General features: G+C 64.3%; 19 protein-coding genes. 15 read left to right on the top strand and 4 right to left on the bottom strand.

Annotated elements, in window-relative coordinates:
• The first annotated feature begins 53 nt into the window (after positions 1-53).
• The 3 genes from NPS58_RS14555 to NPS58_RS14545 all read left to right on the top strand — a co-directional run bounded on the left by NPS58_RS14555 (position 54) and on the right by NPS58_RS14545 (position 4,545).
• On the top strand, positions 54-2,102 hold the full coding sequence (locus NPS58_RS14555; protein WP_274116053.1) for a DUF1302 domain-containing protein: 2,049 nt from the start codon (positions 54-56) through the stop codon (positions 2,100-2,102).
• Positions 2,020-3,270, top strand: coding sequence for a DUF1329 domain-containing protein (locus NPS58_RS14550; protein ID WP_274116543.1), 1,251 nt, complete (start codon positions 2,020-2,022; stop codon positions 3,268-3,270). The genes NPS58_RS14555 and NPS58_RS14550 overlap by 83 nt, the downstream gene beginning before the upstream one ends.
• An 84-nt stretch (positions 3,271-3,354) precedes the next feature.
• Entirely contained in the window at positions 3,355-4,545 is a 1,191-nt protein-coding gene (locus NPS58_RS14545) for a lipid-transfer protein (protein WP_274116052.1), read from the top strand.
• An 858-nt stretch (positions 4,546-5,403) separates the two neighbouring features.
• Here NPS58_RS14545 and NPS58_RS14540 read toward each other — a convergent pair.
• Positions 5,404-7,125, bottom strand: a complete 1,722-nt coding sequence (locus tag NPS58_RS14540) for a hypothetical protein (protein WP_274116051.1) — start codon at positions 7,123-7,125, stop codon at positions 5,404-5,406.
• Positions 7,126-7,286: 161 nt separating this feature from the next.
• Here NPS58_RS14540 and NPS58_RS14535 point away from each other — a divergent pair, with 161 nt between their 5' ends.
• Both NPS58_RS14535 and NPS58_RS14530 read left to right on the top strand, forming a co-directional pair.
• Positions 7,287-8,402, top strand: a complete 1,116-nt coding sequence (locus NPS58_RS14535) for a CaiB/BaiF CoA transferase family protein (protein ID WP_274116050.1) — start codon at positions 7,287-7,289, stop codon at positions 8,400-8,402.
• 42 nt (positions 8,403-8,444) lie between these two features.
• On the top strand, positions 8,445-9,278 hold the full coding sequence (locus NPS58_RS14530; RefSeq protein WP_274116049.1) for an SDR family NAD(P)-dependent oxidoreductase: 834 nt from the start codon (positions 8,445-8,447) through the stop codon (positions 9,276-9,278).
• Positions 9,279-9,490: 212 nt separating this feature from the next.
• Here NPS58_RS14530 and NPS58_RS14525 read toward each other — a convergent pair whose 3' ends face one another.
• The gene (locus NPS58_RS14525; RefSeq protein WP_274116048.1) at positions 9,491-10,336 is read right to left on the bottom strand and encodes an IclR family transcriptional regulator; all 846 of its coding nucleotides are present in this window, start codon (positions 10,334-10,336) and stop codon (positions 9,491-9,493) included.
• Positions 10,337-10,488: 152 nt separating this feature from the next.
• Between NPS58_RS14525 and NPS58_RS14520 the strand changes: the two genes are divergently transcribed.
• The 5 genes from NPS58_RS14520 (at position 10,489) to NPS58_RS14500 (ending at position 15,916) form a co-directional block, all read left to right on the top strand.
• On the top strand, positions 10,489-11,643 hold the full coding sequence (locus NPS58_RS14520; protein ID WP_274116047.1) for an acyl-CoA dehydrogenase family protein: 1,155 nt from the start codon (positions 10,489-10,491) through the stop codon (positions 11,641-11,643).
• Positions 11,644-11,683: 40 nt separating this feature from the next.
• Positions 11,684-13,858 carry an acetate--CoA ligase family protein gene (locus NPS58_RS14515; protein ID WP_274116046.1) on the top strand — a complete coding sequence of 725 codons (2,175 nt, stop codon included), beginning with the start codon at positions 11,684-11,686 and terminating at the stop codon, positions 13,856-13,858.
• Between the two features lie 84 nt (positions 13,859-13,942).
• Positions 13,943-15,268, top strand: coding sequence for an MFS transporter (locus NPS58_RS14510; protein ID WP_274116045.1), 1,326 nt, complete (start codon positions 13,943-13,945; stop codon positions 15,266-15,268).
• The gene (locus tag NPS58_RS14505) at positions 15,261-15,620 is read left to right on the top strand and encodes a YidH family protein (protein WP_274116044.1); all 360 of its coding nucleotides are present in this window, start codon (positions 15,261-15,263) and stop codon (positions 15,618-15,620) included. Before NPS58_RS14510 ends, NPS58_RS14505 begins: the two co-directional genes overlap by 8 nt.
• A complete protein-coding gene (locus tag NPS58_RS14500) occupies positions 15,617-15,916 on the top strand; it encodes a DUF202 domain-containing protein (protein WP_274116043.1) in 300 nt (99 codons plus the stop codon). The genes NPS58_RS14505 and NPS58_RS14500 overlap by 4 nt, the downstream gene beginning before the upstream one ends.
• A 62-nt stretch (positions 15,917-15,978) precedes the next feature.
• Here NPS58_RS14500 and NPS58_RS14495 read toward each other — a convergent pair whose 3' ends face one another.
• On the bottom strand, positions 15,979-16,161 hold the full coding sequence (locus NPS58_RS14495; RefSeq protein ID WP_274116042.1) for a hypothetical protein: 183 nt from the start codon (positions 16,159-16,161) through the stop codon (positions 15,979-15,981).
• 478 nt (positions 16,162-16,639) lie between these two features.
• On the opposite strand from NPS58_RS14495, the gene NPS58_RS14490 reads away from it, so the two are divergent.
• Positions 16,640-17,971, top strand: a complete 1,332-nt coding sequence (locus tag NPS58_RS14490) for an MFS transporter (protein ID WP_274116041.1) — start codon at positions 16,640-16,642, stop codon at positions 17,969-17,971.
• On the opposite strand, the gene NPS58_RS14485 is transcribed toward NPS58_RS14490, so the two are convergent.
• Positions 17,968-18,864 carry a LysR family transcriptional regulator gene (locus tag NPS58_RS14485; RefSeq protein WP_274116040.1) on the bottom strand — a complete coding sequence of 299 codons (897 nt, stop codon included), beginning with the start codon at positions 18,862-18,864 and terminating at the stop codon, positions 17,968-17,970. The genes NPS58_RS14490 and NPS58_RS14485 overlap by 4 nt on opposite strands.
• Positions 18,865-18,990: 126 nt before the next feature.
• On the opposite strand from NPS58_RS14485, the gene mdlC reads away from it, so the two are divergent.
• The 4 genes from mdlC to NPS58_RS14465 all read left to right on the top strand — a co-directional run bounded on the left by mdlC (position 18,991) and on the right by NPS58_RS14465 (position 24,870).
• Complete coding sequence (gene mdlC / locus NPS58_RS14480; RefSeq protein ID WP_274116039.1) at positions 18,991-20,577, top strand: benzoylformate decarboxylase; 1,587 nt, start codon at positions 18,991-18,993, stop codon at positions 20,575-20,577.
• Between the two features lie 77 nt (positions 20,578-20,654).
• Positions 20,655-21,995 carry an MFS transporter gene (locus NPS58_RS14475; protein ID WP_274116038.1) on the top strand — a complete coding sequence of 447 codons (1,341 nt, stop codon included), beginning with the start codon at positions 20,655-20,657 and terminating at the stop codon, positions 21,993-21,995.
• Positions 21,996-22,021: 26 nt separating this feature from the next.
• On the top strand, positions 22,022-23,497 hold the full coding sequence (locus tag NPS58_RS14470) for an aldehyde dehydrogenase family protein (RefSeq protein WP_274116037.1): 1,476 nt from the start codon (positions 22,022-22,024) through the stop codon (positions 23,495-23,497).
• A 119-nt stretch (positions 23,498-23,616) separates the two neighbouring features.
• Entirely contained in the window at positions 23,617-24,870 is a 1,254-nt protein-coding gene (locus NPS58_RS14465) for an OprD family porin (protein WP_274116036.1), read from the top strand.
• Positions 24,871-24,960: the final 90 nt, after the last annotated feature.

Genomic DNA, 24,960 nt, shown 5'->3' with positions numbered 1-24,960 from the left:
CGCACCCCTGAGTGCGGCACGCCTTCCTCGCGCACCTAAATACCGGAGTCATCATGAACCTGACGAGACTATGTGGAGGCCGCGCCCCACACCTGCTGGCCGTCGCCGTTGCCATTGCCGTTCAATCACAGGCCAATGCCAAGGATTTCAGCATTGGCGAAATCCAGGGCAGCTTCGATTCGTCGCTGTCGATCGGCGCCAGCTGGGCAGTGCGCGGCCCCGACCCGGACTTCATCTCCAACTTCAACTCCCAAGGGGTGCGCGGCAACTCGGCCTCGCGCACCAGCGACGACAACCGCCTGAACTTCAAGAAGGGCGAAACTTTCTCGAAGATCTTCAAGGGCGTGCATGACCTGGAACTCAAGTACGGCCAGAGCGGCGCGTTCGTGCGCGGCAAATACTGGTACGACTTCGAGCTCAAGGATGAAAGCCGGCCGTTCTACGACATCGACGACAGCGGGCGTGACCGCGCGGCCAAATCGTCCGGGGCCATGTTCCTGGACAGCTTCGTCTACCACAACTACAACCTGGGCTCGCTGCCCGGCAACGTGCGGGTCGGCAAGCAGGTGGTGAGCTGGGGCGAGAGCACCTTCATCGGCAACTCGATCAACAGCATCAACCCCATCGACGTCGCTGCCTTGCGCCGCCCTGGCGCCGAGGTGAAGGAAGGCCTGATCCCGGTCAACATGTTCTACCTGTCCCAGGGACTGACCGACAGCCTGACCGCCGAGATGTTCTACCAGATCGAGTGGGAAAGCTCGGTAATCGACAACTGCGGCACCTTCTTCGGCAACGACGTCATCCCCGAAGGCTGTACCGACCGTGTCGTGCTGGCCGGCCTTGACCTGCCGCCGGGCGTGGCCAACAACACCGGCACCCCGGGTGTGACCGACAATGCCTACGTTCCACGTGCCAAGACCCGTGACGCCCGCGACAGCGGCCAGTACGGCCTGGCACTGCGCTGGTACGTGCCGGAGCTGAACGAAACCGAATTCGGCTTCTACGCCATGAACTACCACAGCCGTAACCCGAACCTGAACTTCACGCGCGCCACCGACACCAGCAACCAGGTCGCGGCCATCCGCAGCGCCAGCTACAACGCGGTCTACCCCGAAGACGTGCGCCTGTACGGGGTGAGCTTTGCCACCAACGTCGACGGCATCTCGGTGGGTGGCGAGGTCAGCTACCGGCCGAACATGCCGCTGAACCTCAACGGTGGCGACCTCAACCTCGCGGCCCTGGGCAACGTGGCCTCGCCGCTGTTCCTGAGCGGCAATTCGCAGAACGTCGCCGGTGCCGAGCTCCAAGGCTACAAGCGCATGCCGGTGCTGCAGGCGCAGGTCAGTGCCACGAAGTTCTTCGATCAGGTGCTGGGCAGTGACCGCCTGACCCTGGTGGGCGAGGTGGGCTACAACCACATCAACGGCCTGGGGTCCAGCGACGGCACCGACCTGCGCTTTGGCCGCAGCACCGTGTTCGGCGCCGGCCAGTTGGTCAACCAGGCGGTGTGCGTGGGCTCCATCCAGCCCGTGCCAGGCCAGCCTGGCGTGACTGCGGCCAGCAACCCGCAGCAGGAGTGCAACAGCCACGGTTTCTACACCAGCAGTTCCTGGGGCTATCGCCTGCGCGGCAAGTTCGACTACCCCAACGTGATTGCCGGCATCAACCTGTCGCCCAACATTGCCTGGTCCCATGACGTGGACGGTGTTGGCCCGAACTTCGAGGAAGGCACCAAGGCCGTGAGCCTGGGGCTGGATGCCGAATACCTGAACACTTACACCGCCAGTCTCAGCTACACCGACTACTTCGGCGGCAAGTGGAACACCAACACTGATCGCGACTACGTCGCCCTCAGCTTCGGCGTGAACTTCTGCCCCCCATCAGAGAGGAAAAACAACAATGAAACCTGCACGTCTTCTATTCACCGCTTGCACCCTGAGCCTGTCCCTGGTGGCCGCCAGTGTGATGGCTGCCGTTTCCCCGGAAGAAGCGGCCAGGCTTGGCACCAGCCTCACCCCGGTGGGCGCGGAAAAAGCCGGCAACGCCGACGGCAGCATCCCGGCCTGGACCGGCGGCCTCAAGGCCGATGCCGCCCCGGTTAAAAACGGCTTCATGGGCAACCCCTATGCCGATGAAAAGCCGCTGTTCGTCATCACCGCCGCCACGGCCGAGCAGTACAAGGACAAGCTGACCCCCGGCCAGCTCGCCCTGTTCAAACGCTATCCCGACACCTACAAGATGCCGGTGTACAAGACCCAGCGCAGCGCGGTCATGCCGCAATTGGCCTATGACGCAGCGAAGAAAAGCGCAGTGACCACCGAAGCGGCCAACGATGGCTACTCGCTGAAGAACTTCAACCAGATCCACTACTATGCCTTCCCGATCCCCAAGAATGGCCTGGAAGTGGTGTGGAACCACCTGACCCGCTACCGCGGCCACAACTACATCAACTCCCAGGTCCAGGCCACCCCGCAGGTCAACGGCAGCTTCACCCCGGTGCAGATCGAAATCGCCACCGGTTTCCCGTGGATCATGGCCGACGCCAAGCCCAAGGACATCGACAACATCCTGTTCTTCGCCAAGCAGACCGTAACGGCACCTGCACGCATGGCCGGCAACGTGACACTGATCCACGAGACCCTCGACCAGGTGGCCGAGCCGCGCATGGCCTGGGCCTACAACGCCGGCCAGCGCCGTGTGCGCCGGGCGCCACAGGTGGCCTACGACGGCCCGGGTACGGCCGCCGACGGCCTGCGTACCGCCGACAACGCCGACATGTACAACGGCGCGCCGGACCGCTACGACTGGAAGCTGGTGGGCAAGAAGGAGGTCTACATTCCCTACAACAGCTACCAGTTGCAGTCGCCGTCGCTCAAGTACAGCGACATCATCCAGCCGGGCCATATCAACCAGGACCTGACCCGCTATGAGCTGCATCGGGTCTGGGAAGTGGTGGGCACGCTCAAGGCTGGCTCCCGGCACATCTATGCCAAGCGCCACATGTTCTTCGACGAAGACACCTGGACCGCGGTCGAGATCGACCAGTACGACGGCCGTGGCCAACTGTGGCGGGTCAGCGAAGGGCATACCTACACCGACTATGTGCAGAAGCTGACCGCGTTTGCCGGCATCGGCACCTACGACCTGATCGCCGGGCGCTACGTGGTGTCGAACCTGGGCAACGAAAACAAGCAAGGCATCAATTACGCCTATCAGCCAAGCGTCAACGAGTTCACCCCGGCGGCGCTGCGTAACGCCGGTATTCGCTAAACCTGTTGGTATCGGCTGATCGTCCCGCCGGGGCGGTCAGCGCCGAAGTTCCCTTGAAGCTGTCTGAAATTCTGGAGATCCGTGATGTCGCAAAAACCTTACGTTGTGGGCGTCGGTATGATTCCGTTCGTCAAACCGGGCACCAGCGGTACCTATATCGAAATGGGTTCGCAAGCCATCCGCCTGGCCCTGGAAGATGCCGGCCTGGATTACGGCCTGGTGCAGCAAGCCTTTGCCGGTTATGTGTACGGTGACTCCACCTGCGGCCAGGCGGCGCTGTATGAAGTGGGCATGAGCGGTATCCCTGTGATCAACGTCAACAACAACTGCGCCACAGGCTCCAGCGCGCTGTTCCTGGCGCGCCAGGCGGTGGAGAGCGGGGCGGTCGAGTGTGCCCTGGCCTACGGCTTCGAGCAGATGCAGCCCGGTGCGCTGAAATCGGCGTGGGGCGACCGTCCTGGCGCGACCACGCACATGACCCAATCGGTGATCGACGAGCTGACGGCCGAAGTGGTCGGCATGCCAAGCGCATTGCGCATGTTCGGCGGCGCCGGTCGTGAGCACATGCAGAAGTACGGCACGCAGATGAGCACCTTTGCGGCCATTCGCGCCAAGGCCAGCCGCCACGCCGCCAACAACCCGTTGGCGCTGTTTCGCAAGGTCATCACCACCGAGGACGTAATGAACGACCAGGTGATCTGGCCGGGCGTCATGACCCGGCTGATGGCCTGCCCACCGACCTGCGGTGCGGCGGCGGCGATCATCTGCTCCGAAGCCTTCGCCAAGAAGCATGGCCTGAACACCGACGTGGTGATCCTGGCCCAGGCGTTGAGCACCGATACCGCGGTTTGCCACGAAAGCATGTCGATGATCGAAGTGGTTGGTTTCGACATGGCGCAGCGGGCGGCCAAGGCGGTGTACGAGAAGGCTGGTGTCGATCCGCAGGATATTCGTGTGGTCGAACTGCACGACTGCTTCGCCCATAACGAGTTGCTGACCTATGAATCGCTGGGGCTGTGCCCGGTGGGTGGGGCGGAGCGTTTTGTGCTCGATGGCGACAACAGTTATGGCGGGCAGGTGGTTACCAACCCGTCGGGTGGGTTGCTGTCGAAGGGGCATCCGCTGGGGGCGACGGGGCTGGCTCAATGCTATGAGCTGACGCATCAGTTGCGCGGTACTGCTGACAAGCGTCAGGTGGAAGGTACCAGTCTTGCACTGCAGCACAACCTGGGGCTGGGTGGTGCTTGTGTGGTGACGTTGTACGGTCGTGGCTGATATCGCGCTGTAGTGTTTGCCGGGCCTTGTGCCCGGCTTTTTTGTGGCTGCAGGTTGTATTGTGTGTTGATCCATTTTGGTTGGCCCAGCCCGAAGTAAGCTTGCGCGGTACCTGTGGGAGCGGGCTTGCCCGCGATCGGCCGCAAAGCGGTCGTAATCCAGGCCACACCTTTGTTTGGGTCTTAAGGGGGGTGAGCATATCCATTTGCCAAGGGGATGCCGATTCACCTTTGCGCCCTTACGGCGCCTTATTTTTTTCAGTCGAAAAAAAAGTAAGCTTGCGCGGTACCTGTGGGAGCCCGCGATCGGCCGCAAAGCGGTCGTAATCCAGGCCACACCTTTGTTTGGGTTTCAAGGGGGGGGAGCATATCCATTTGCCAAGGTGATGCCGGTTCACCTTTGCGCCCTTACGGCGCCTTCCTTTTTTTCAGTCGAAAAAAAAAGTAAGCAAAAAATTCTTGCCCCACCAGGGGCCCTACGCTGCGCTCCGGGTCCCCTCACTGCGGTGTCGCTACGGGGCATTGCGAGCTACGAGTTGCAAGCAACTCTACGCTTCGCATCTTCGGCATTCGCCGAAGGCGCTGCGCGCTAGCCCCTCCACGACACCTCCGTTCGGCCCTTCTGGTTAACGGGGCCTGAAGATCAAAAGCAAGGTCAAAAGCAAGATCAAGATCAAGAGCACAATTCGCTGCGCTCTTGCTGGCCTGCGCGGTATTTGTGGGAGCGGGCTTGCCCGCGATCGACCGCAAAGCGGTCGTAATCCAGGCACCACCGCCAGCAAGCCAGCACTCACCCCCCGCCAAAACGCAGAACGCCCAGTGCAAGGCACCGGGCGTTCTGTTTGTTGCTGTGTGGCGCTTACTGGCGCTTCGCAACCTGCTCGATTTTCTGCATGCGGTGGGTGTCCATCAGTACCAGGCCGAAGGCCATGCCATACATCAAGCGGCCCTGGGCATCGACTTTGATCGGGGCATACATGCCATTGAACACCGGGTCGCTGCCGGTGGCGATTTCCAGGACGGTCTTGCCAGTGTCCAGGTCCATGCCGATGTGGTACCCCTCGCCCTGGCGTGCGGTGTAGACGCCGTTGATCAAGGCCATGCGGCTGCCACCGCTGATCATTGGCACCACCGACACAGAGCCGACGTCAGTACGGGTCCACAGGGTGTTCCACTGGTCCTTGGCGCTGTCCCACTTGAGCATGGCCACGCCCTTGGCGGCCGGGCGGGTCATGCCGTTGAGCATGGTGACGTAGTAGCCCGACTTGTCCAGGGCCGGTTTGTCTTGCGCCGGGATGTTGTTGACCACGAAGGCATGGCCGTCATACACCGCCACCGATTGCTCCGATTGCACGACCGGAATCGCGTCCCCCAGGTCGACCGCACGCTGGTCGGCTACCCGTGGCGACAAGGTCCCAGGCTTCTGTTTCCAGCCAGCCGGGATCTTGTCGCGCCACATGGCCACCAGGTTCATCTTCTTCGAGCCGTCGGTGAACACCACCAGCTTGTCTTCGTCCGGCCCATAACCCATCAGGGTCGGGGTAGAGCCGGTGCCGTCGCCGACTTTGACCGAGGTGAAACGCAGGCCGCGCTCATACGGCGCTTTCCAGGCGCCGCTGGCGTCGTCGGCGTGGATCTTGCCGTGCTTGTCGACCACCAGCCGGTACATGTTCTGGTTGGAGGCGACGTACACCGCACCGCCATCCACTTCAGGACCGGTTGCGAAGGAGTTGAGGAACACTTCGTCGGTGCCTTCGATACGGTAGCTGTCGATCAGTTTCAGGGTGGTGCGGTCAAGGGTCGCCACGGTGCCGCCCATGGTGTTGACCACCAGGTAGCCGTTGAGGGTCATGCCCATGCCAAAGGCGGTGTCCACCGGGATGCGGACGCTGCGCTTGGTCTTCTCGTTGTCGAACAACGCGTCGGGCAGTTGTACTTCCTGGGTCAGTTTCATGCCCGAAGACGGGTCCCCGGGGTCGTTCTGGTCAATGCGGAACACCCGGCGGGCACTGGCGCCGATGAAGGCGTTGTCGCGGGTCAGCAGCGAGTAGATCGCGCCGCCCAGCAGCTGGTCGGAGGTGCCGGTCAGCATGCGGTTGGGTTGTGCCTGCATGTAGTCCAGCAGGCCTTTCTCATCCTTGGCATCGAGGAACTTGCGGGTCTGCGCGGCTTGCTCCAGGCGTTGCTCGGCGGTCACCGGCGTGTAGTTGGGCAGTTTGACCGGCAGGTCGACGCGGGCGATCTCGGTGATTTTGAAGTCATCGGCGATCTTGAGTTTGCGCAGCGAAAACCCGGCCCAGTACCAGTACACGTCGGTGCCGTTCACCTTGTCGGTGTACTGCATCAGGCTGCCCGATTCGTTGGGCACCACCCGGTAGGCATCCGGGGTCATCTTGTACGAACCCCGTGCCACGCTGAGGGCGGTGCTGTCCGAGGCGCCATCGTTCCAGTGGGTCTGGTTGTTGTAAGACTGGGCCAGGTACGGGTTGGGTGGCGCGACCTGGGGTTGCGCGGTGGCCACCGCTGGAGCGGCGAGGCAGCAGGTTGCCCACAGGGCCCAGTGGGGAGGTAACTCGAACATACGCTCATTCCTTCCTTTTGTTGTTATTGCCGACGGCGTTGCGGGCCCAGAGTAGCCCGCTGCCTGGGCAGCCATAGCCACCCGTGCCGGGGGGCAGAATTGCAGCGCGTTCCTCTGCTAGCGTGAAAACACAAAAACACGCTCAACAATGAGGAAACCACATGCTTTCAGGCATCAAAGTTGTCGAGATCTGCGGTATCGGCCCAGGGCCGTTCTGCGCCATGCACCTGGCAGATCTGGGGGCGGATGTGATTGCCGTGGAGCGGGGGGCGTCCACCTCGATCACCGGCGAGGCGAATGCCGCGACCAACCCGCTCAACCGTGGCAAGCGCTCGGTGGTGGCCGACCTTAAAACCGCCGAAGGCCGCGAGTTGGTGCTGCAACTGATCGAAAGCGCCGACGTGCTGATCGAAGGCATGCGCCCGGGTGTCATGGAACGCCTGGGCCTGGGCCCGGAGCAGTGCCAGGCGCGCAACCCCAAGCTTGTGTACGGGCGCATGACCGGCTGGGGCCAGCACGGGCCGATGGCCAATGCCGCCGGCCACGACAACAACTACATCGCCTTGTCGGGCGCCCTCTACCACAGCGGTACCGAGGGCGAAGCACCGTCTGCGCCCATCACCCTGATCGGTGATATCGGTGGGGGTGCCCTGTACCTGGCCATCGGTGTGCTGGCCGGGGTGCTCCAGGCGCGCCAGACCGGGCAGGGCAGTGTGGTGGACGCCGCCATCGTCGATGGCTCGGCGCACATGATGCAACTGATGATGACGCTCGGTAAAAGGGGCCTGCTCAACGAGCAGCGTGGCAAGAGTGTCCACGACGGTTCGCACTTCTACGGTACCTACCGCTGCGCCGATGACCATTATGTCGCCCTGGGTTCAATGGAACCGCAGTTCTACGCGCTGCTGCTGAACAAGCTCGGCCTGCAGGATGACCCGCGCTTTGCCCGTCAGTGGGACACCAAGCAGTGGCCTGCGCTGCGTGAAGCCTTTGTCGCGCTGTTCGCCACCCAGCCGCGCCAGCACTGGTGCGACCTGCTTGAAGGCACCGATGTCTGCTTTGCCCCGGTGCTCAGCCCCCGTGAGGCCTCCCGCCACCCGCACATGGTCGAGCGTGACGTGTACTTCGAGCGTGACGGCATGCTGCAGGCGCATCCGGCCCCGCGCTTCAATGGGCAAGTGGTCACGCCTGGGCCTATTCCCACCCGTGGAGCGCATACCGCGCAGGTGCTGGAGGCCATCGAGGCGCGTGACCTTGCCGGGCTCTGGGGCCAGTAAACCGATTATTCCCTGATAACAACAATGCAACAGGAAAACGCAATGAACATGCTTGAAGGCAAAGTCGCCCTGGTGACCGGCTCCGGTCGTGGTATCGGTCGTGAAGTGGCGCTGCAACTGGCCAGCTTCGGCGCCCGGTTGGTGGTCAATGACCTCGACGCCGAGCCCGCCGCGCAAGTGGTCGCGGCCATTCGCGAGGCGGGCGGTGAAGCGGTGGCCTGCGTCGGCAGCGTAACCGCCCCCGATTTCGCCGAGCGCCTGGTCAAGACGGCCGTGGACAACTACGGGTCCATCGACATCATCGTCAACAACGCCGGCTACACCTGGGACAACGTGATCCAGAAGATGACCGATGAGCAGTGGTACGCGATCATGGACTGTCACCTGACGGCGCCGTTTCGCATCCTGCGCGCGGCCCAGCCGGTAATCAGCGCCGCGGCCAAGAAAGAAGCCGCCGACGGCCGCGAAGTGTTTCGCAAGGTGGTCAATATCTCCTCGAGCTCCGCAGGCGGCAATGCCGGGCAAGCCAACTACGCCGCCGCCAAGGCCGGCATCCTCGGCCTGACCAAGACGCTGGCCAAGGAATGGGGTCGGTTGAAGGTCAACGTCAACGCCGTCGCCTTCGGCCACATCGAAACCCGCCTGACCGTGCCGTTCGCCGGCAAGGACAGCGCCACGGTGGACATCGAGGGCCGGCAGATCAAGGTTGGCATCAGTGAGCAATTGGTCGAGGCTTCGCGCTCGGCAATCCCCTTGGGCCGTCCTGGGCATGCGCGCGAGGCGGCGGGTGCGGTGGTGCTGCTGTGCCTGCCGCAGGCCGACTACCTGTCGGGGCAGACGCTGTACTGCGGCGGCGGGCCGGGCCCGGCGTTCTGACGACCGTTCATCCCCTGCGTGGCACTTGGGCATGGCGGCATTCTCCAACGGGAAACACCATCGAGGAATGCCGCCATGCCCCGGGGAAGCAAAGCCAGGTACACCGACAAACAGAAGCGCAAGGCCCTGCACGCCCATCGTTAGGTGGGTTCAAACCTTGCCTGGATGACGGCCGCCGGCAAGTCCGGTTCCCACATTGTTCGCCCAGCCGCTCAATAGATCCCCATCATCCCCTCGATGCTGCGCACCATCGACACCAGCCTTGGCCCGACATCCTTGACCAATTGCCCTTCGCCGAGCATGAACGAGGGAATGCCGCAGTTGAACACCAGGATCTCGCCGTCGCCCATCGCCCGCATGGGCACCGCCACGGCGTGGATTTCCTTGCGCAAGTCCCCGTAGGACACGCAAAACCCACGGGCCTGGAACTCCTGGATGCTTTCCTCGATGCGGGTGTGGAACGCGCTCCAGTCCTCGGGTGTCCTGACTTTTATCTCATTGAGCAACGCCGTGCGCTCGTCCCGCGAGGAGGCGGCGATGATCGCCCGGCCCATGGCCGTGCGCACGATGGGGTAGCTCAGGCCTACGTCCGGCGGATGGCTCATGGGCGCTGCGCTACGGCTGCTTTCCAGGTAGACAACGCTCAGGCGGTCACGCATGCCCAGCGATACAGAACCGCGAATGTAGTCGGCCAACTCCTTCATGAAGGGCCGGGCGATCTGGCGGATATTGAGGCTGGCGAGCAACGGATAGCCCAGCGAGAGCACAGCCGAGCCCAGCTGGTATTTGTTGTTCATGCGGTTGATGCGCAGGTAGCCCAGGCGCACCAGGGTGTAGGTAAAGCGCGAAATGGTTGCCTTGGGCATGCCGGTGCGGGCCACCAGCTCGGCGTTGCCCAACTGGGTATCGCGCGCGGTGAAACAGTGGAGGATCTCCAGGCCGCGGGCGAGGGTGGAGGCGAACTGTCGGTCATCGGCGAACTCGTCTGCCAGGTAGTGCCTGGAGGGTGTGTGCCAGTCGCCCGGCGAGGCCGGTGTGTGCTTGTCGTGCGTTTCCATTGCCGCTCCCGGTTTCAACTGCGCATGGGCAGATAGTGCGATGCTTGTTCCGACTATTCAAACGCTGTTCTGCATAGCGGAACAATTATTGTGAGCACGCTGATTTCTAGGCCATATGTTGCCCAACAACTATAAAAACGCGGGAGGCAACAATGGTACGCAATCAGCAGGCGCTCGACGCTTTCTTGAGTGACGTGCGCACATTCGTGCGTGATGAGGTATTTGCCCGGGAAGCCGAGATCGAGCGACTCGACGAAGTCCCGGCCGATCTGGTGCAAACCCTGCGCGAGAAAGGCTTTTTCGGCTGGAGCATCCCGCAGGCTTACGGCGGTGCAGGCTTGAGCACCGAGGAGCTGGTGCTCGGCGCGCTGGAGTTGTCCCAGGCCGCCGTGGCGGTACGCGCCCGGGTGGGCACCAACACCGGGATCGGCGCCGAAGGTATCGTGGTCGATGGCACCGAGGCGCAAAAGCAGCAGTACCTGCCACGCCTGGCCAGCGGCGAGTGGACCGGCTGCCTGGCGGTGACCGAGCCCGAGGCCGGCTCGGAGGCAACCAACGTACAGACCACGGCCCGGCGCGACGGTGACAGCTACATCCTCAATGGCAGCAAGTGCTATATCACCAACGCCCCGATAGCCGACGTGTTCACCGTGACCGCTCGTACCGAGCCCGGCAGCACGGGCGCCAGAGGCGTGTCGGCGTTTATCGTCGAGCGCGGCATGCCCGGGCTTGCCACCGGCGCGCCGTACCGCAAGATGGGCCAGGCCGGCTCACCGGTCGGCGAAGTCCACTTCAACGAGTGCCGGGTGCCGGCTGCCAACCTGATCGGCGGTGTCGAGGGCAATGGCTTCAAGACCGTGATGAAAACCCTCAACAAACAACGTATCCACTTGGCGGCCCTGTCCACGGGCCCGGCCATGCGGATGCTGGAGATGGCCGTCGCACACACCACCACGCGCGCCCAGTTCGGCCAGCCGGTGGCCAACTTCCAGTTGGTCCAGGCCTTGATCGCCGACTGCCAGACCGAAATCTTTGCCGCCCGCAGCATGATCCTCGAGACCGCCCGCAAGCGTGATCGCGGCGAGGACGTGGTGCTCGAAGCGTCGATGTGCAAGTACTTCGCTACCGAGATGTGCGGTCGGGTCGCCGACCGCTGCGTGCAGATGTTCGGTGGCGCAGGCTATGTGGCCGACCACAGCCAGATCGAACGCTGGTACCGCGATGTACGGCTGTTCCGCCTGTACGAGGGCACCAGCCAGATCCACCAGCTGAACATCGCCAAGCAAGTGCTTGCCGCCCACCGCTGAGGCGGGTACCGGCCATTCTCCTTTGTTGCAGGAAATCGTCATGTCTACGTTCGATCTGTTCTTCACGCCGCGCTCGGTTGCCGTGATCGGCGCCTCGCAAGACCTTGCATCCATCAGCGGCCAGCCCATCGCCCACCTCAAGGCCAAGGGCTACGCCGGCCAGGTACTGCCGGTCAACCCGCGCTATGACGAGGTCGCCGGGTATCGCTGCTACCCCGATGTCGCCTCGCTGCCGGTCACCCCGGACGTCGCGGTGATAGCCGTCGGCGCCAAGCGTGTGCCCGAGGCGCTCAGCGCCCTGGGCCACAAGGGGTGCCGGTTTGCGGTGATCCTGTCGTCCGGCTTCGCCGAGGCGGGCGAGCAGGGCGCCGCGGCGCAACGTGCCCTCACCGCCATCGCCCGCTCGTTCGGCATGCAGGTGATCGGCCCCAACTGCCAGGGCTACATGAACATCAGCGAGGGCATCCACGTGGGCTTCGGCGCGCCTTATGGGCTCAGCTACCCCAAGGGCCACCTGAGCCTCACCTCGCAAAGCGGTGCGTTCGGCAACTCGATCGTCATGCTGGCCAGCCAGGAGGGCATCGGTTTCAGGCACTACGTGTCGACCGGCAATGAGTCGGTGACCACCTCGCTGGACTTCATGGAGGCGATGATCGACGACCCCGAGACCCGGGTGATCGCCGGCTACGTGGAGGGCTTCCAGGACGCCCGGCGCTTGCTGGGGATCGGCCGGCGCGCCTTGGCCGCGGGCAAGCCGATGCTGATCTGGAAGGTCGGCACCTCGGAAGCCGGCGCCCGCGCTGCGGCCTCGCACACGGCCAACCTCGGTGGATCGATGGCGTTGTACCGCGCCGCCTTCCGGCAAAGCGGCATCATCGAAGTCAATGACGTGGGCGACCTGGCCGACTGCGCCAAGGCGCTGCTGCCGGGCCGGGTGCCCAAGGGCAATCGCCTGGCGGTGGTGACCATCTCGGGTGGCGCAGGCATTGCCATGGCCGACGGTGCGGCCCTCGGCGGCCTGGTGTTGCCCGAGCTGGCAGCGACCACGGTCAGCGCGCTCAGGGAGGTACTGCCGTCATTCGCGGCGGTCGCCAATCCGCTGGATGTCACCGCGAGCCTGCTCACCGATGCCAGCCTGCTGCGAGTGACCCTGGAGCGGCTGGCCGACGACCCGAACGTCGACATGATCGGCCTGGCCCTGGCGGCAGCCAGCGGCGCCCTGGCCCGCGAACTGGCCGACGAGATCGTACGCATCCGCGACGAGCGCGGCATACCCGTGCTGGTTGCCTGGAACGCTGACCCGGCCACTGTGCAGGCGGCGTACGACATTCTCGATAGCGCCGGCATCCCGCGTTACCAGTCGCCGGTACGCTGCGCGCGGGGCGCCAGTGCCTTGTGGGCCTTTGCCGAGGCCCGCGGGCGTGTGGCGCAGGTCATGGACGAGTCGCCCCTGCAATTGACGGCTGCACCGATGCGCGAGCTGCTCCGGGCAAGCCGCACGGACCTGACCGAGTTCGAGGCCAAGAAAGTGCTCGCAGCCTATGGCATTGAAGTGACCCAGGAGGCGCTGGCCGGCGATGCCGAGCAGGCCTCGCGCATCGCCCTGGCCATGCAGCGGCCGGTGGTGATGAAGATCCAGTCGGCCGACATTCCCCACAAGACCGAAGCCGGCGGCGTGCGCGTCGGCGTGCAGGGCAGTGCCCAGGTGAAGGCCGCATTCGAGGAAATCCTTGGCAATGCCCGCGCCTATGCCCCCCGGGCGCGCCTCGATGGCGTGCTGGTGCAGGAGATGGTCTGCGGGGGGACCGAACTGATCCTGGGGATCAACAATGACCCCTTGTTCGGGCCGGCGGTGATGGTAGGGTTTGGCGGCATTTTTGCCGAGGTGATGAAGGATGTCAGCTTCCGCCTGGCGCCGATCACCCGCAGTGAGGCGCAGGCGATGCTCCGCGAGTTGCGTTCGTTCCCGATCCTGGATGGCGCCCGTGGCCGACCCAAGGCTGATGTGCAGGCGGTGGTCGATACCTTGATGCGCCTGTCGGCCATGGCCGTGGACCTGGCTGACGAGCTGCAGGAGTTCGACATCAATCCGCTGTTCGTGCTCCAGCAGGGAGAGGGTGTGAGGGCAGGGGATGCGCTGGCCAAGCCGATTGCGGTCGAGGTCGGCACGGCTGCCCGGCACCTGCCGGACGGGGAAGCACTCGTCTACCCCTGACGGTGCGTTTTCTGCAATTCTGGCGGTCGGCGCAGTGCTGACCGCTCCTGGGTATCGACTTCACCTTTGAGTCACGAGGGTCACATGAATATCACTCAACCCGCTTTTGTAGAGACGTACTCGTCCGACGAGGTCGAGCGCACGTACCGCAAGATTGCCCTGCGGCTCATGCCGTTCCTGATCATCTGCTACATAGTGTCTTACCTGGACCGCGCCAACATCAGCTTTGCCAAGCTGCAGTTCATGAGCGACCTGGGGTTCTCGGAAACCGCCTATGGCCTGGGTGCCGGTTTGTTCTTCGTGGGTTATGTCCTGTTCGAAGTGCCGAGCAACCTGTGGATGCAGCGTATCGGCGCACGCCGTACCTTGCTGCGGATCATGATCCTGTGGGGGCTGATCTCCAGCGCCATGATGTTCGTCAACACACCCACCCAGTTCTACGTCATGCGCTTCTTCCTGGGCGCGGCCGAGGCGGGGTTCTTTCCGGGCGTGATCTTTTACCTCACCTACTGGTTCCCGGCCTCGCGCCGGGGCCGGGTGACCGGCTTCTTCATGATGGGCGCTGCCACCGCCGGGATCATCGGCGGGCCGTTGTCGACCTGGATCATGGTGCACATGGCCGACCTGCATGGCCTGCGCGGCTGGCAATGGCTGTTCCTGCTCGAAGGGCTGCCGGCGGTGTTCCTCGGGGTGGTGGCCTTCTACTACCTGTGCGACAAGCCCGGTGACGCCAAGTGGCTGAGCGCGCGTGAAAAAGCCATCGTGCTGGGCGACCTGGCCGCCGAGGAACAGGGGCAACCCAGGGGCCGTGGTCATGGCCTGGGCGAAGCCCTGCGCAACCCCAAGCTGTACGTCGGCATGGTGGGATACTTCTGTGTGCTGGTGACGTTCAACGCCATCGGCTTCTGGGCGCCCACCATCATCCGCGATGTCGGCGTGACGGACCTGGTCCAGGTCGGCCTGCTGTCGAGCGTGGTGTTCCTGGCCGGCGCAGCGGGGACCTATGTGGTCGGCTACAGCTCCGACATCAGGATGGAGCGACGCTGGCACCTGATGGCCTGCGGCGCGGTCATCGCCCTGTGCTTCGCCTTGCTGCCGCTGATCGCGCACAACATCGTCTATGCCATCACCTTGCTGTCGATTGCGGCGGCGGCCTCCTACGGCGGCTTCGTGGTGTTCTGGACCATCCCGGCGACCTTCCTCAGTGGCAACACCAAGGCCAGCGGCATTGCCTTGATCACCAGCCTTGGCGGCATCGGCGCGTTCGTGAGCCCGACCCTGGTGGGCTGGATGAAGTCCACCACCGGCAGCATTTACGCGGGGCTGGGGATTCTGGGGGTGATTACCTTGATCGGCGCGCTGGTCATTCTGCTGGCCATCCCGGCCAACAAAGGAGCCCGACATGGGTGAGCCGCACTGGCGCCAACAAGGTGAAGAGCCGGACTACCGGTTCTCGCTGGCCAACGAGCGCACCTTCCTGGCCTGGATCCGTACGGCGCTGGGGATGCTGGCGGGAGGGGTGGTGCTCGACCAGTTCTCTGGCAAGCTGGGGCCGCACGCAGTGGTGATCGGCCTCGCCGTCGCCTTTGGCGTGCTGGCGACAGTGTTGTGCGCATTGGCCTATTTGCGCTGGCGCGCCAATGAGATCGCCATGCGCCACGCGCGGCGCTTGCCGTCGACGCTGGCCATAGCCTTGATCGCCATGGCTACCGCCGGCATTGCCGCGGTCATGGTGCTGTTGTTCGTGGTCAAGCTGACGTGAGGGATCCAGGCCTGCAGGCCGAGCGTACCGCCCTGGCCTGGAGCCGCACGGGCTGGGCGGTGCTGGTCAATGCCCTGCTGGCATTGCGCTCGGGCTGGCTGCATCAGCAGTTGCTGGTCACGGTACTGGGGCTGGCCTTGTTGCTGGCCTCGGCGGTGACGTTCTACCTGGGCACCTGGCGCCGGCGGCAATTGCTCGATGGCCGGGGTGGCCTGGCGCCGTCTGCCCATGTGGTATCCGGGACAACGGCGGTGGCATTGACAGCCTGCTTCACCGCCGTGGTCTCGCTTCTGTAGGAGCGCCTTACCCCGCGATAACGACTTGTCTGTCACGTCGCTCTCGCGGGGCAAGCCCGCTCCTACCGGCGTTTCAGCCCTTGGGCCGGTTTAGCCGGGTCGTGCATCTGCATGACCCAGGCCAGGCTCCTGGCTTCTTCTTCCTCCTGCGCGGCCATCAGTGCTGCGCTGGCGTTCCTGGCGGTCATGTCACTTCGGCAGGCTTGGACAATCCTGTGCCAGATCACTCGAATTCGTGTGCCCATGTTGGCTCTCCTCGACCCGTGGCGTGATGAGCGCCATGGTCGGGGACGGGCAGGGTGCTGGGGTATCGGGAATGCACGAAAGCGCTGTAGGGGGAGCACTACAAAGTGGTGGTGGATACTTATGGATCCATTATCGGGCGATAATCGAACAGAATTAATAGCTTTAAGTTTATTATTCAAATCATTGAAATATAAGAATATTAACTATTAATGATCGACGAATGTAGTGGTGTGTATAGCGAAAGGCGCGTCATTTTCGAGAATCGTCTCGTTGTTTATGGATCCATTATCTGATTGATTAGCCCCTGGCAACGGCGGGAGCCCTCCCGACCGTAGGCGATAACAATTACAAAAAGGGTTCAGTCATGAATGGCTTACCAAGGGTGCGCAACTGCCAGGGTTCGCGCCGCTCGCTTTGCGTGTGCACACGTCTGTCTGTGATTTCGCCACGGGTCTCTTCCGGCCTGCAGGTGGCCCCATGAGCATCGATCTCAAGCATCGCGTCGACCATGGCCCGATGGGCAGCTTCCAGTGCCTGGCCATTGGCATTTGCATACTCCTGAACATGATCGACGGCTTCGATGTACTGGTGATGGCCTTCACGGCCGCGTCGGTTTCCGCCGAGTGGGGCCTGAACGGGGCGCAGATCGGGCTGCTGCTAAGTGCCGGGTTGTTCGGCATGGCCGCAGGCTCGCTGTTTATCGCGCCGTGGGCCGACCGTTTTGGCCGGCGACCGCTGATTCTGTTCTGCCTGGCGCTGTCGGGCGCGGGCATGTTGCTCTCGGCGCTGAGCCAGAGCCCGCTGCAACTGGCGCTGCTGCGCGGGCTCACCGGGCTCGGGATCGGCGGCATTCTTGCCAGCAGCAACGTGATCGCCAGTGAATATGCCAGCAAGCGCTGGCGTGGCCTGGCGGTCAGCCTGCAGTCCACCGGTTACGCCCTGGGCGCTACCCTGGGCGGCCTGCTGGCGGTGTGGCTGCTGGGGCAGTGGGGCTGGCGCTCGGTGTTTCTGTTTGGCGGCATCGTCACCTTGTTGGTGATCCCCCTGGTGCTGCTGTGGCTGCCCGAGTCGCTGGACTTCTTGCTGGCACGCCGCCCGGCCAATGCACTGGCGCGGGTCAATCGCCTGGCGTTGCGGCTGGGTCAGGCGGCACTCGCGCAGTTGCCAGCGCCGCAGGTAAAAGTCGCCGGTGCGGCCACCGGCTTCAGGCAGTTGCTGACCCCCGCCATGCGCCGCACCACCTTGCTGATCTGGTTGTTGTTCTTCCTGGTGATGTTCGGCTTCTACTTCGTCATGAGCTGGACCCCCAAGCTGCTGGTGGCCGCCGGCTTGTCGGCCCAGCAAGGCATTACCGGCGGCGTGTTGCTCAGCGTCGGCGGGATCCTCGGTGCCGCGCTGATCGGCGGCCTGTCTTCGCGCTGGCCGCTGGGGCGGGTGCTGTCGCTGTTCATGCTGATCACCGCCGGGCTGCTGGTGCTGTTTGTCGGCAGCGGTTCATCGGCCAGTGCGGCACTGGGCCTTGGCCTGCTGATCGGGCTGTTCTCCAACGGCTGCGTGGCCGGGCTCTATGCGCTGTCGCCGGTGGTCTACGACGCGTCGGTGCGCGCCACCGGCGTGGGTTGGGGCATCGGTATCGGGCGGATCGGCGCGATCCTCTCGCCGACGGTGGCCGGGGTGCTGCTCGATGGCGGCTGGCAACCGCTGCACCTGTATGGGGTGTTTGCCAGCGTGTTCGTGCTGGCCGCGGCTTGCCTGCTGTTGCTCAAGCCTGCGCACACGCCTGTGCAACCGATGATGGCCGGCGCCTAGGCCTGGCCGTCGATGATCGCTTCGGCGACGGTCGTGCAGAACCACTGCAAGGCGGCGGAGCTGTCGCTGTTGGGGTGCCAGTTCAGCGAGACGTTGAACTCGGCCACCTGGAACGGCAGCTCGAGCATCTTCAAGCCGCCTTCCTGGATGAACAAACGGGCGATCTGCGCCGGCAGCACCGCGAGCAGGTCGGTGCCGGGGATGATCTTGGGCAGCACCGAGAAATGCGGCACGTGCAGGCTGATCCGGCGCTGCACGTCCATGGCGGTCAGCACATCCTCGACGCTGCCGTGGCCGGTAGTGCGGGTGACGGTGATGTGGCGCTCGGCGATGAACTGCTCAAGGCTCAGGGCCTGGTCTATGCGCGGGTGATCGATGCTCAGCAGGCATACGTAGCGCTCGCGCATCAGCACCTGGCTGCGGGTGCCGGCCACTGGCGGGCGGCAGATGGCGGCGTCGATCTTGCCGCTGGCCAGCCATTCGCCGACCTGGTCGACCTGCAGGGGCAGCACTTCGACTTCAGCATGGGGCGCCTCGCGGTTAAGGCGCGCCAGGATCAGCGGCAGGAAGCCCATTTCGCCGAGGTCGGAGAGGGCGATACGAAACCTGCGTTCGGTGCTGCACGGGTCGAACTGGCGCGTGCTCTGCACGGCGCCTTCGATGCGGGTCAGCGAATCGCGCAGGGTGGCGTACAGCTGTTGGGCGACGAAGGTCGGCTGGATACCGTCGCGGGTCCGGCTGAACAACGGGTCGTCGAACAGTTCGCGCAGGCGCGCCAGGCCATAGCTGACCGAGGGTTGGGTGACGAATAGGCGCTCGGCGGCGAGGGTGACGCTGCGGGCCTCGAAGAGGGTGACGAAGGTGCGGATCAGGTTCAGGTCGATGTGGCTCATGGGGCCTCGGCGTACAGTCAGTGATATAGACCAGTTTTATTTTTTATAGAGATAGTATCAATTTGATCAATCTGGCGGTGACTGCAAAAGTAACCCAACTACAAAAAAACAGCTGCAAGGGTCTTTATGAAAACTGTTCACCGCGCCACCTACGACATTCTTCGCCAGCACGGCCTGACCACCATCTTTGGTAATCCCGGCTCCAACGAGCTGCCGTTTCTCAAAGGCTTCCCGGACGATTTTCGCTACATCCTCGGCCTGCACGAAGGCGCGGTGGTGGGCATGGCCGACGGTTACGCCCTGGCCACCGGCCAGCCGACCTTCGTCAACCTGCATGCCGCCGCCGGTACCGGCAATGGCATGGGCGCGCTGACCAATGCCTGGTACTCGCACAGCCCACTGGTGATCACCGCCGGCCAGCAGGTGCGCTCAATGATCGGCGTGGAGGCGATGCTCGCCAACGTCGATGCCGCGCAACTGCCCAAGCCGCTGGTCAAGTGGAGCCACGAGCCTGCCTCGGCGCAGGATGTGCCGCGCACCCTCAGCCAGGCTATCCACATGGCCAACCTGCCGCCGCGCGGCCCGGTGTACGTGTCGATTCCCTATGACGACTGGGCCTGCGAGGCGCCGGCCGGGGTCGAGCACCTGGCCCGTCGCCAGGTGGCCAGCGCCGGCCTGCCTTCGGCGACGCAACTGGAGCAGCTGTGCGAGCGCCTGGCGGCAGCACGCAACCCGGTGCTGGTGCTGGGGCCGGATGTGGATGGCAGTGGCGCCAACTCCCTTGCGGTGCAGCTTGCCGAGAAACTGCGCATGCCGGCCTGGGTGGCGCCATCGGCCTCGCGTTGCCCGTTCCCTACGCGGCATGCCTGTTTCCGTGGCGTGCTGCCGGCGGCAATTGCCGGCATCAGTCGCTGCCTGGCGGACCATGACCTGATCCTGGTGGTAGGGGCGCCGGTGTTCCGCTACCACCAGTACGCGCCGGGCGACTACTTGCCTGCCGGCTGCGAACTGCTGCACATCACCTGCGATGCCGGGGAGGCTGCGCGTGCGCCGATGGGCGATGCCCTGGTTGGCGACATTGCCCTGACCCTGGCGGCACTGGTCGACAGCGTGCCGCACGTCGACCGGCCCATGCCCACGGCCCTGCCCAAGGCGCAGCCGGTAGCCGAGGAAGGCGGCTTGCTGCGCCCCGAAACAGTGTTCGACCTGATCAACGCCCTGGCCCCCAGCGATGCCATTTATGTGAAGGAATCCACTTCCACCGTCGGTGCGTTCTGGCAGCGCGTGGAAATGCGCGAGCCGGGCAGCTACTTCTTCCCGGCCGCCGGCGGGCTTGGCTTCGGCTTGCCCGCGGCGGTGGGCGTGCAACTGGCGAAAACCGATCGACGGGTGATCGGCATCATCGGCGACGGTTCGGCGAACTACGGCATCACCGCGCTGTGGACCGCCGCCCAGTACAACATCCCGGTGGTGTTCATCATTCTGAAGAACGGCACCTACGGTGCCCTGCGCTGGTTCGCCGATGTGCTCAACGTCAGCGATGCGCCGGGGCTGGACGTGCCCGGCCTGGATTTTTGCGCCATCGCCCAGGGCTACGGGGTGCAGGCGGTGCAGGCGGCCACTGCCGAGGCATTTGCCAGCGCATTCAGCGAGGCCCTGGCGGGCAACCGCCCCGTGCTGATCGAGGTCCCCACCCAAACCATCGAGCCCTGAGCTGTCTGCGGGAGCGGGCCTGTGGGAGCGGGCTTGCCCCGCGAAAGCAATCACAATAAAAACAACAAGAGGTGGCTATGAAAACAACTTCCGTCAGTGAAGTGATCGACGCTGCACCCTTCAATCGCACCCATCTGCTGATCCTGATGTGGGGCTGCTTCATCATGCTGTTCGATGGCTACGACATGGTGATTTACGGCTCGGTGGTGCCGCGCCTGATGCAGGAGTGGCAACTCACTGCCATCGAGGCCGGAACCCTGGGCAGTTGCGCGCTGTTCGGCATGCTCTTTGGCGGTACCTTGCTGGCACCGCTGGCCGACCGCTTCGGCCGCCGCAAGCTGATCATCGTCACCACCTTGATGGCCAGCCTCGCCGCGTTCATGACCGGCCACGCCAGCACGCCCATCGAGCTGGGCGCCTGCCGCCTGGTGACCGGGCTGGCTCTGGGCGCACTGGTGCCCAGCGCCGTGAACCTGATCAGCGAGTTCGCCCCGCAAGGGCGGCGCAGCACCATGATCACTGTGATGTCGAGCTTCTACTCGGTGGGGGCGGTACTGTCGGCCTTGCTGGCGATCGCGGTGATCCCGCAGTGGGGCTGGCAGACGGTGTTCTACGTGGCGGTGCTGCCGGTCCTGGCGGTGCCGTTCATGCTGCGCTACCTGCCGGAGTCGGCCGCGTTCCTGGAACTCAAGGGCCGCCGCGCCGAACTCGATCAGTTGCTGGTCAAGGTTGACCCGGGCTTTCGTCCCGGCACCGAGCTGCGCCTGCCCCGCAACGACTCGCAGGTGCGTGCGGCACGCTTGCCGCAGTTGTTCAGCAAGGGCCAGGCCCTGGCGACCCTGCTGCTGTGGGTGGCGTTCGCCATGTGCATGCTGATGAGCTACGGCCTCAACACCTGGCTGCCCAAGCTGATGGCGCACGGGGGCTACCCGCTGGGGTCGAGCCTGGCCTTCCTGGTGACCCTGAACATCGGTGCCACGGTGGGCGCGCTGTTCGGCGGCTGGCTGGCCGACAAGCTGGGCGTGCAACGCACCCTGGCGCTGTTCTTCGTGCTCGCGGCGGTGTCGCTGGCGGCATTGGGCTTCAAGCCCGGCCCGCTGGTGCTCAACCTGCTGTTGCTGATTGCCGGCGCCACCACCATCGGCACCCTGGCGGTGATCCATGCCTATGCCTCGATTGCCTACCCTGCGCACATCCGCTCCACCGGGGTGGGTTGGGCCGCCGGTATCGGTCGCCTGGGCGCCATCGCGGGGCCGATGCTCGGCGGCAGCCTGCTGTCGCTGGAGCTGCCGTTCCAGCAGAACTTCCTCGCCTTCGCCCTGCCGGGGGTGATCGGCGCACTGGCCATCGTCTGTATTCAGGTGCGTGCGCCGCAGCAGGCTTGCGAGCCTGAAGCCGCCAGTAAACCCACTGTTTGACATTTACCCTGTCCAAGGAGCGTTTTATGTCTGATCTCTGCCCACGTTACAGCGACCTTCACCTGCAACCGCTTGCTGGCCAGTGGCGCACTGGCGGTGCCGGTAAAAACCTGCGCGTGACCAATCCGTTCAACGATGCGCTGCTGCTGGAGATTCCCCAGGCCAACCGCGACGACCTCGACGCCGCCTACCGCGAGGCCGCCCGGGTGCAGCCGCAGTGGGCCGCCCTGGGCCCGTCGGCCCGCGCGGCGGTGCTGCACGAGGTTGTGGCGGTGTTCGACCGGCGCCGTGATGAAATCATCGACTGGATCATCCGCGAGTCGGGCAGCACCCGGCTCAAGGCCCAGCTGGAATGGGGTGCGGCGCGGGCCATTGCCCTGGAGTCGGCGTCGTTTCCGTCGCGGGTCCACGGGCGGATCGTCGAGTCCAATGTGCCGGGCAAGGAAAGCCGGGTGTACCGCAGCGCGCTGGGCGTGGTGGGGGTCATCAGCCCGTGGAACTTCCCGCTGCACTTGACCCAGCGCTCGATTGCCCCGGCGCTGGCGCTGGGCAACGCCGTGGTGGTCAAGCCGGCCAGCGACACCCCGGTGTGCGGTGGCTTGTTGCTGGCGCGGATCTTCGAAGAGGCCGGCTTGCCGGCGGGCGTGCTCAGCGTGGTGGTGGGTGCGGGCAGCGAGATTGGCGACGCCTTCGTCGAGCATGAGCTGCCGTCGTTGATCACCTTTACCGGCTCGACCCCGGTAGGGCGTGGTATCGGTCGCATCGCCAGCGGCGGCGAGCACCTCAAGCACGTGGCCCTGGAACTGGGTGGCAACAGCCCGTTCGTGGTGCTGGACGATGCCGACCTCGAGCAAGCGGTGAACGCTGCGGTGTTCGGCAAGTTCCTGCATCAGGGGCAGATCTGCATGGCGGTCAACCGCATCATCGTCGACAACAGCCTGTACGACGCCTTTGCCCTGCGTTTTGTCGAGCGGGTCAAGGGCCTGGCGGTGGGCGATCCGAACCTGCAGGAGACCGTGATCGGCCCGGTGATCAATGCCCGCCAGTTGCAGGGCCTGCAGGAAAAAATCGCCCTGGCCCGCCGCGAAGGCGCCGAGCCGCTGTACGAGGGCGGGGTGGATGGCAACCTGCTGGCGCCGCATGTGTATGGCGAGGTGACCATCGACATGGACCTGGCCCGCAATGAAATCTTCGGGCCGCTGGTGGGGCTGATCCGCGCGCGCGATCAGGACCATGCCCTGGAGCTGGCCAACGCCAGCGAATTCGGGCTCTCCAGCGCCGTGTTCAGTACCAGCCTGGAGCGCGCGGTGCGCTTTGCCCGGCAGGTGCGGGCGGGTATGACGCACATCAACGACATTCCGGTGAACGATGAAGCCAATGCGCCGTTCGGCGGCGAGAAGAATTCGGGGCTGGGGCGTTTCAACGGCGATTGGGCTATTGACGAGTTCACCCGTGATCACTGGATCAGCGTGCAGCATTCACCGCGCCAGTATCCGTTCTGATGCCTTGAGTCACTGAGTGCCGCCCGGCGTTTGCCGGGCTTTTACGCAGCCTCTGATGGACGGGCCCTTGCGGCCTGTCGGGGAGCGGCTGCGCCCATGAAAAGCGGAGAACAATAATAATGATCCACACTCCTTGCAGCCTGGCGCGTTCGGTCGCCACCGCTACCTTGATCCTCGGCATGAGCCTGCCGGCCTGGGCGGAAGAGGGCGGCTTCTTCGAAGGTGCCAAGACCGACCTGCTGCTGCGCAACTACTACTTCAATCGCGATTTCCGCGACCCGGGTGCGGCCAAGAGCAAGGTCGACGAGTGGGCCCAGGGTTTCATCCTCAAGTTCACCTCGGGCTACACCCCGGGCGTCGTCGGCTTTGGCCTGGACGGCATCGCCATGTTTGGCGTGAAACTCGACAGCAGCCGGGACGTCAGCGGCTCGGAACTGTTGCCGGTGCATGACGATGGACGTGCGGCAGACGACTACGGCCGGGCTGGGGTGGCGGCCAAGATGCGTGTCTCGGCCACCGAGCTCAAGGTGGGTGAGCTGTTGCCCGACATTCCACTGCTGCGCTACGACGATGGCCGCTTGCTGCCGCAGACGTTTCGCGGCGGCATGCTCGATTCGCGCGAAATCGAAGGCCTGAGCCTGCAGGCTGGCCAGTACCGCGAGGTGAGCCTGCGCAATTCCTCCGACATGCAGGACCTGTCGGCCTGGGCGGCGCCCGGGGTGACGTCGGACGGGTTCAACTATGCCGGTGCCGAGTACCGTTTCAACCAGCAGCGCACGCTGGTGGGCGTGTGGCATTCACAGCTCGAAGACATCTACCAGCAGAGCTATTTCAACCTGCTGCACAAGCAGCCGGTGGGCAACTGGGTGCTGGGTGCCAACCTGGGCTACTTCATCGACCGGGACGATGGCCAGGCGCGCATTGGCGATATCCAGAGTCGAACCGGCTACGCCTTGCTGTCGGCCGCCACGGGTGGCCATACCTTGTACCTGGGGTTGCAGAAAGTCAGTGGCGACAGCCAGTGGATGTCGGTGTATGGCAGTAGCGGCCGGACCCTGGGCAACGACATGTTCAACGGCAACTTCAGCAACGCCGACGAGCGTTCCTGGCAGGTACGTTATGACTACAACTTCGCCGCCATGGGCGTGCCGGGGTTGTTGGCGATGGTGCGCTATGGCCACGGCGAGAACGCCACCACCAATGCGGGCAGCAACGGCAAGGAATGGGAGCGCGACACCGAAGTCGGCTACACCATCCAGAGCGGCACCTTCCAGCGCCTGAGCATCCGCGTGAACAACGCCACCAACCGACGCAGCTTCAACAGCGATTTCGACCAGACCCGGTTGATCGTGAGTTATCCATTGTCGTTCTAGGTAGCACCTGTGGGAGCTGGTCTTGGCAACGATCGGCCGCGAAGCGGCCGTGATTGGGGCGACACCGAAATTGCCAGCCGTACTGGCCTC

Origin of the sequence: Pseudomonas putida (genome assembly GCF_028682455.1) — a bacterium.
GTDB classification, from domain to species: Bacteria; Pseudomonadota; Gammaproteobacteria; order Pseudomonadales; family Pseudomonadaceae; genus Aquipseudomonas; species Aquipseudomonas putida_AA.
Note: the sequence above shows the minus strand (reverse complement) of the source record. Positions and strands in the feature narration are given on the sequence as shown.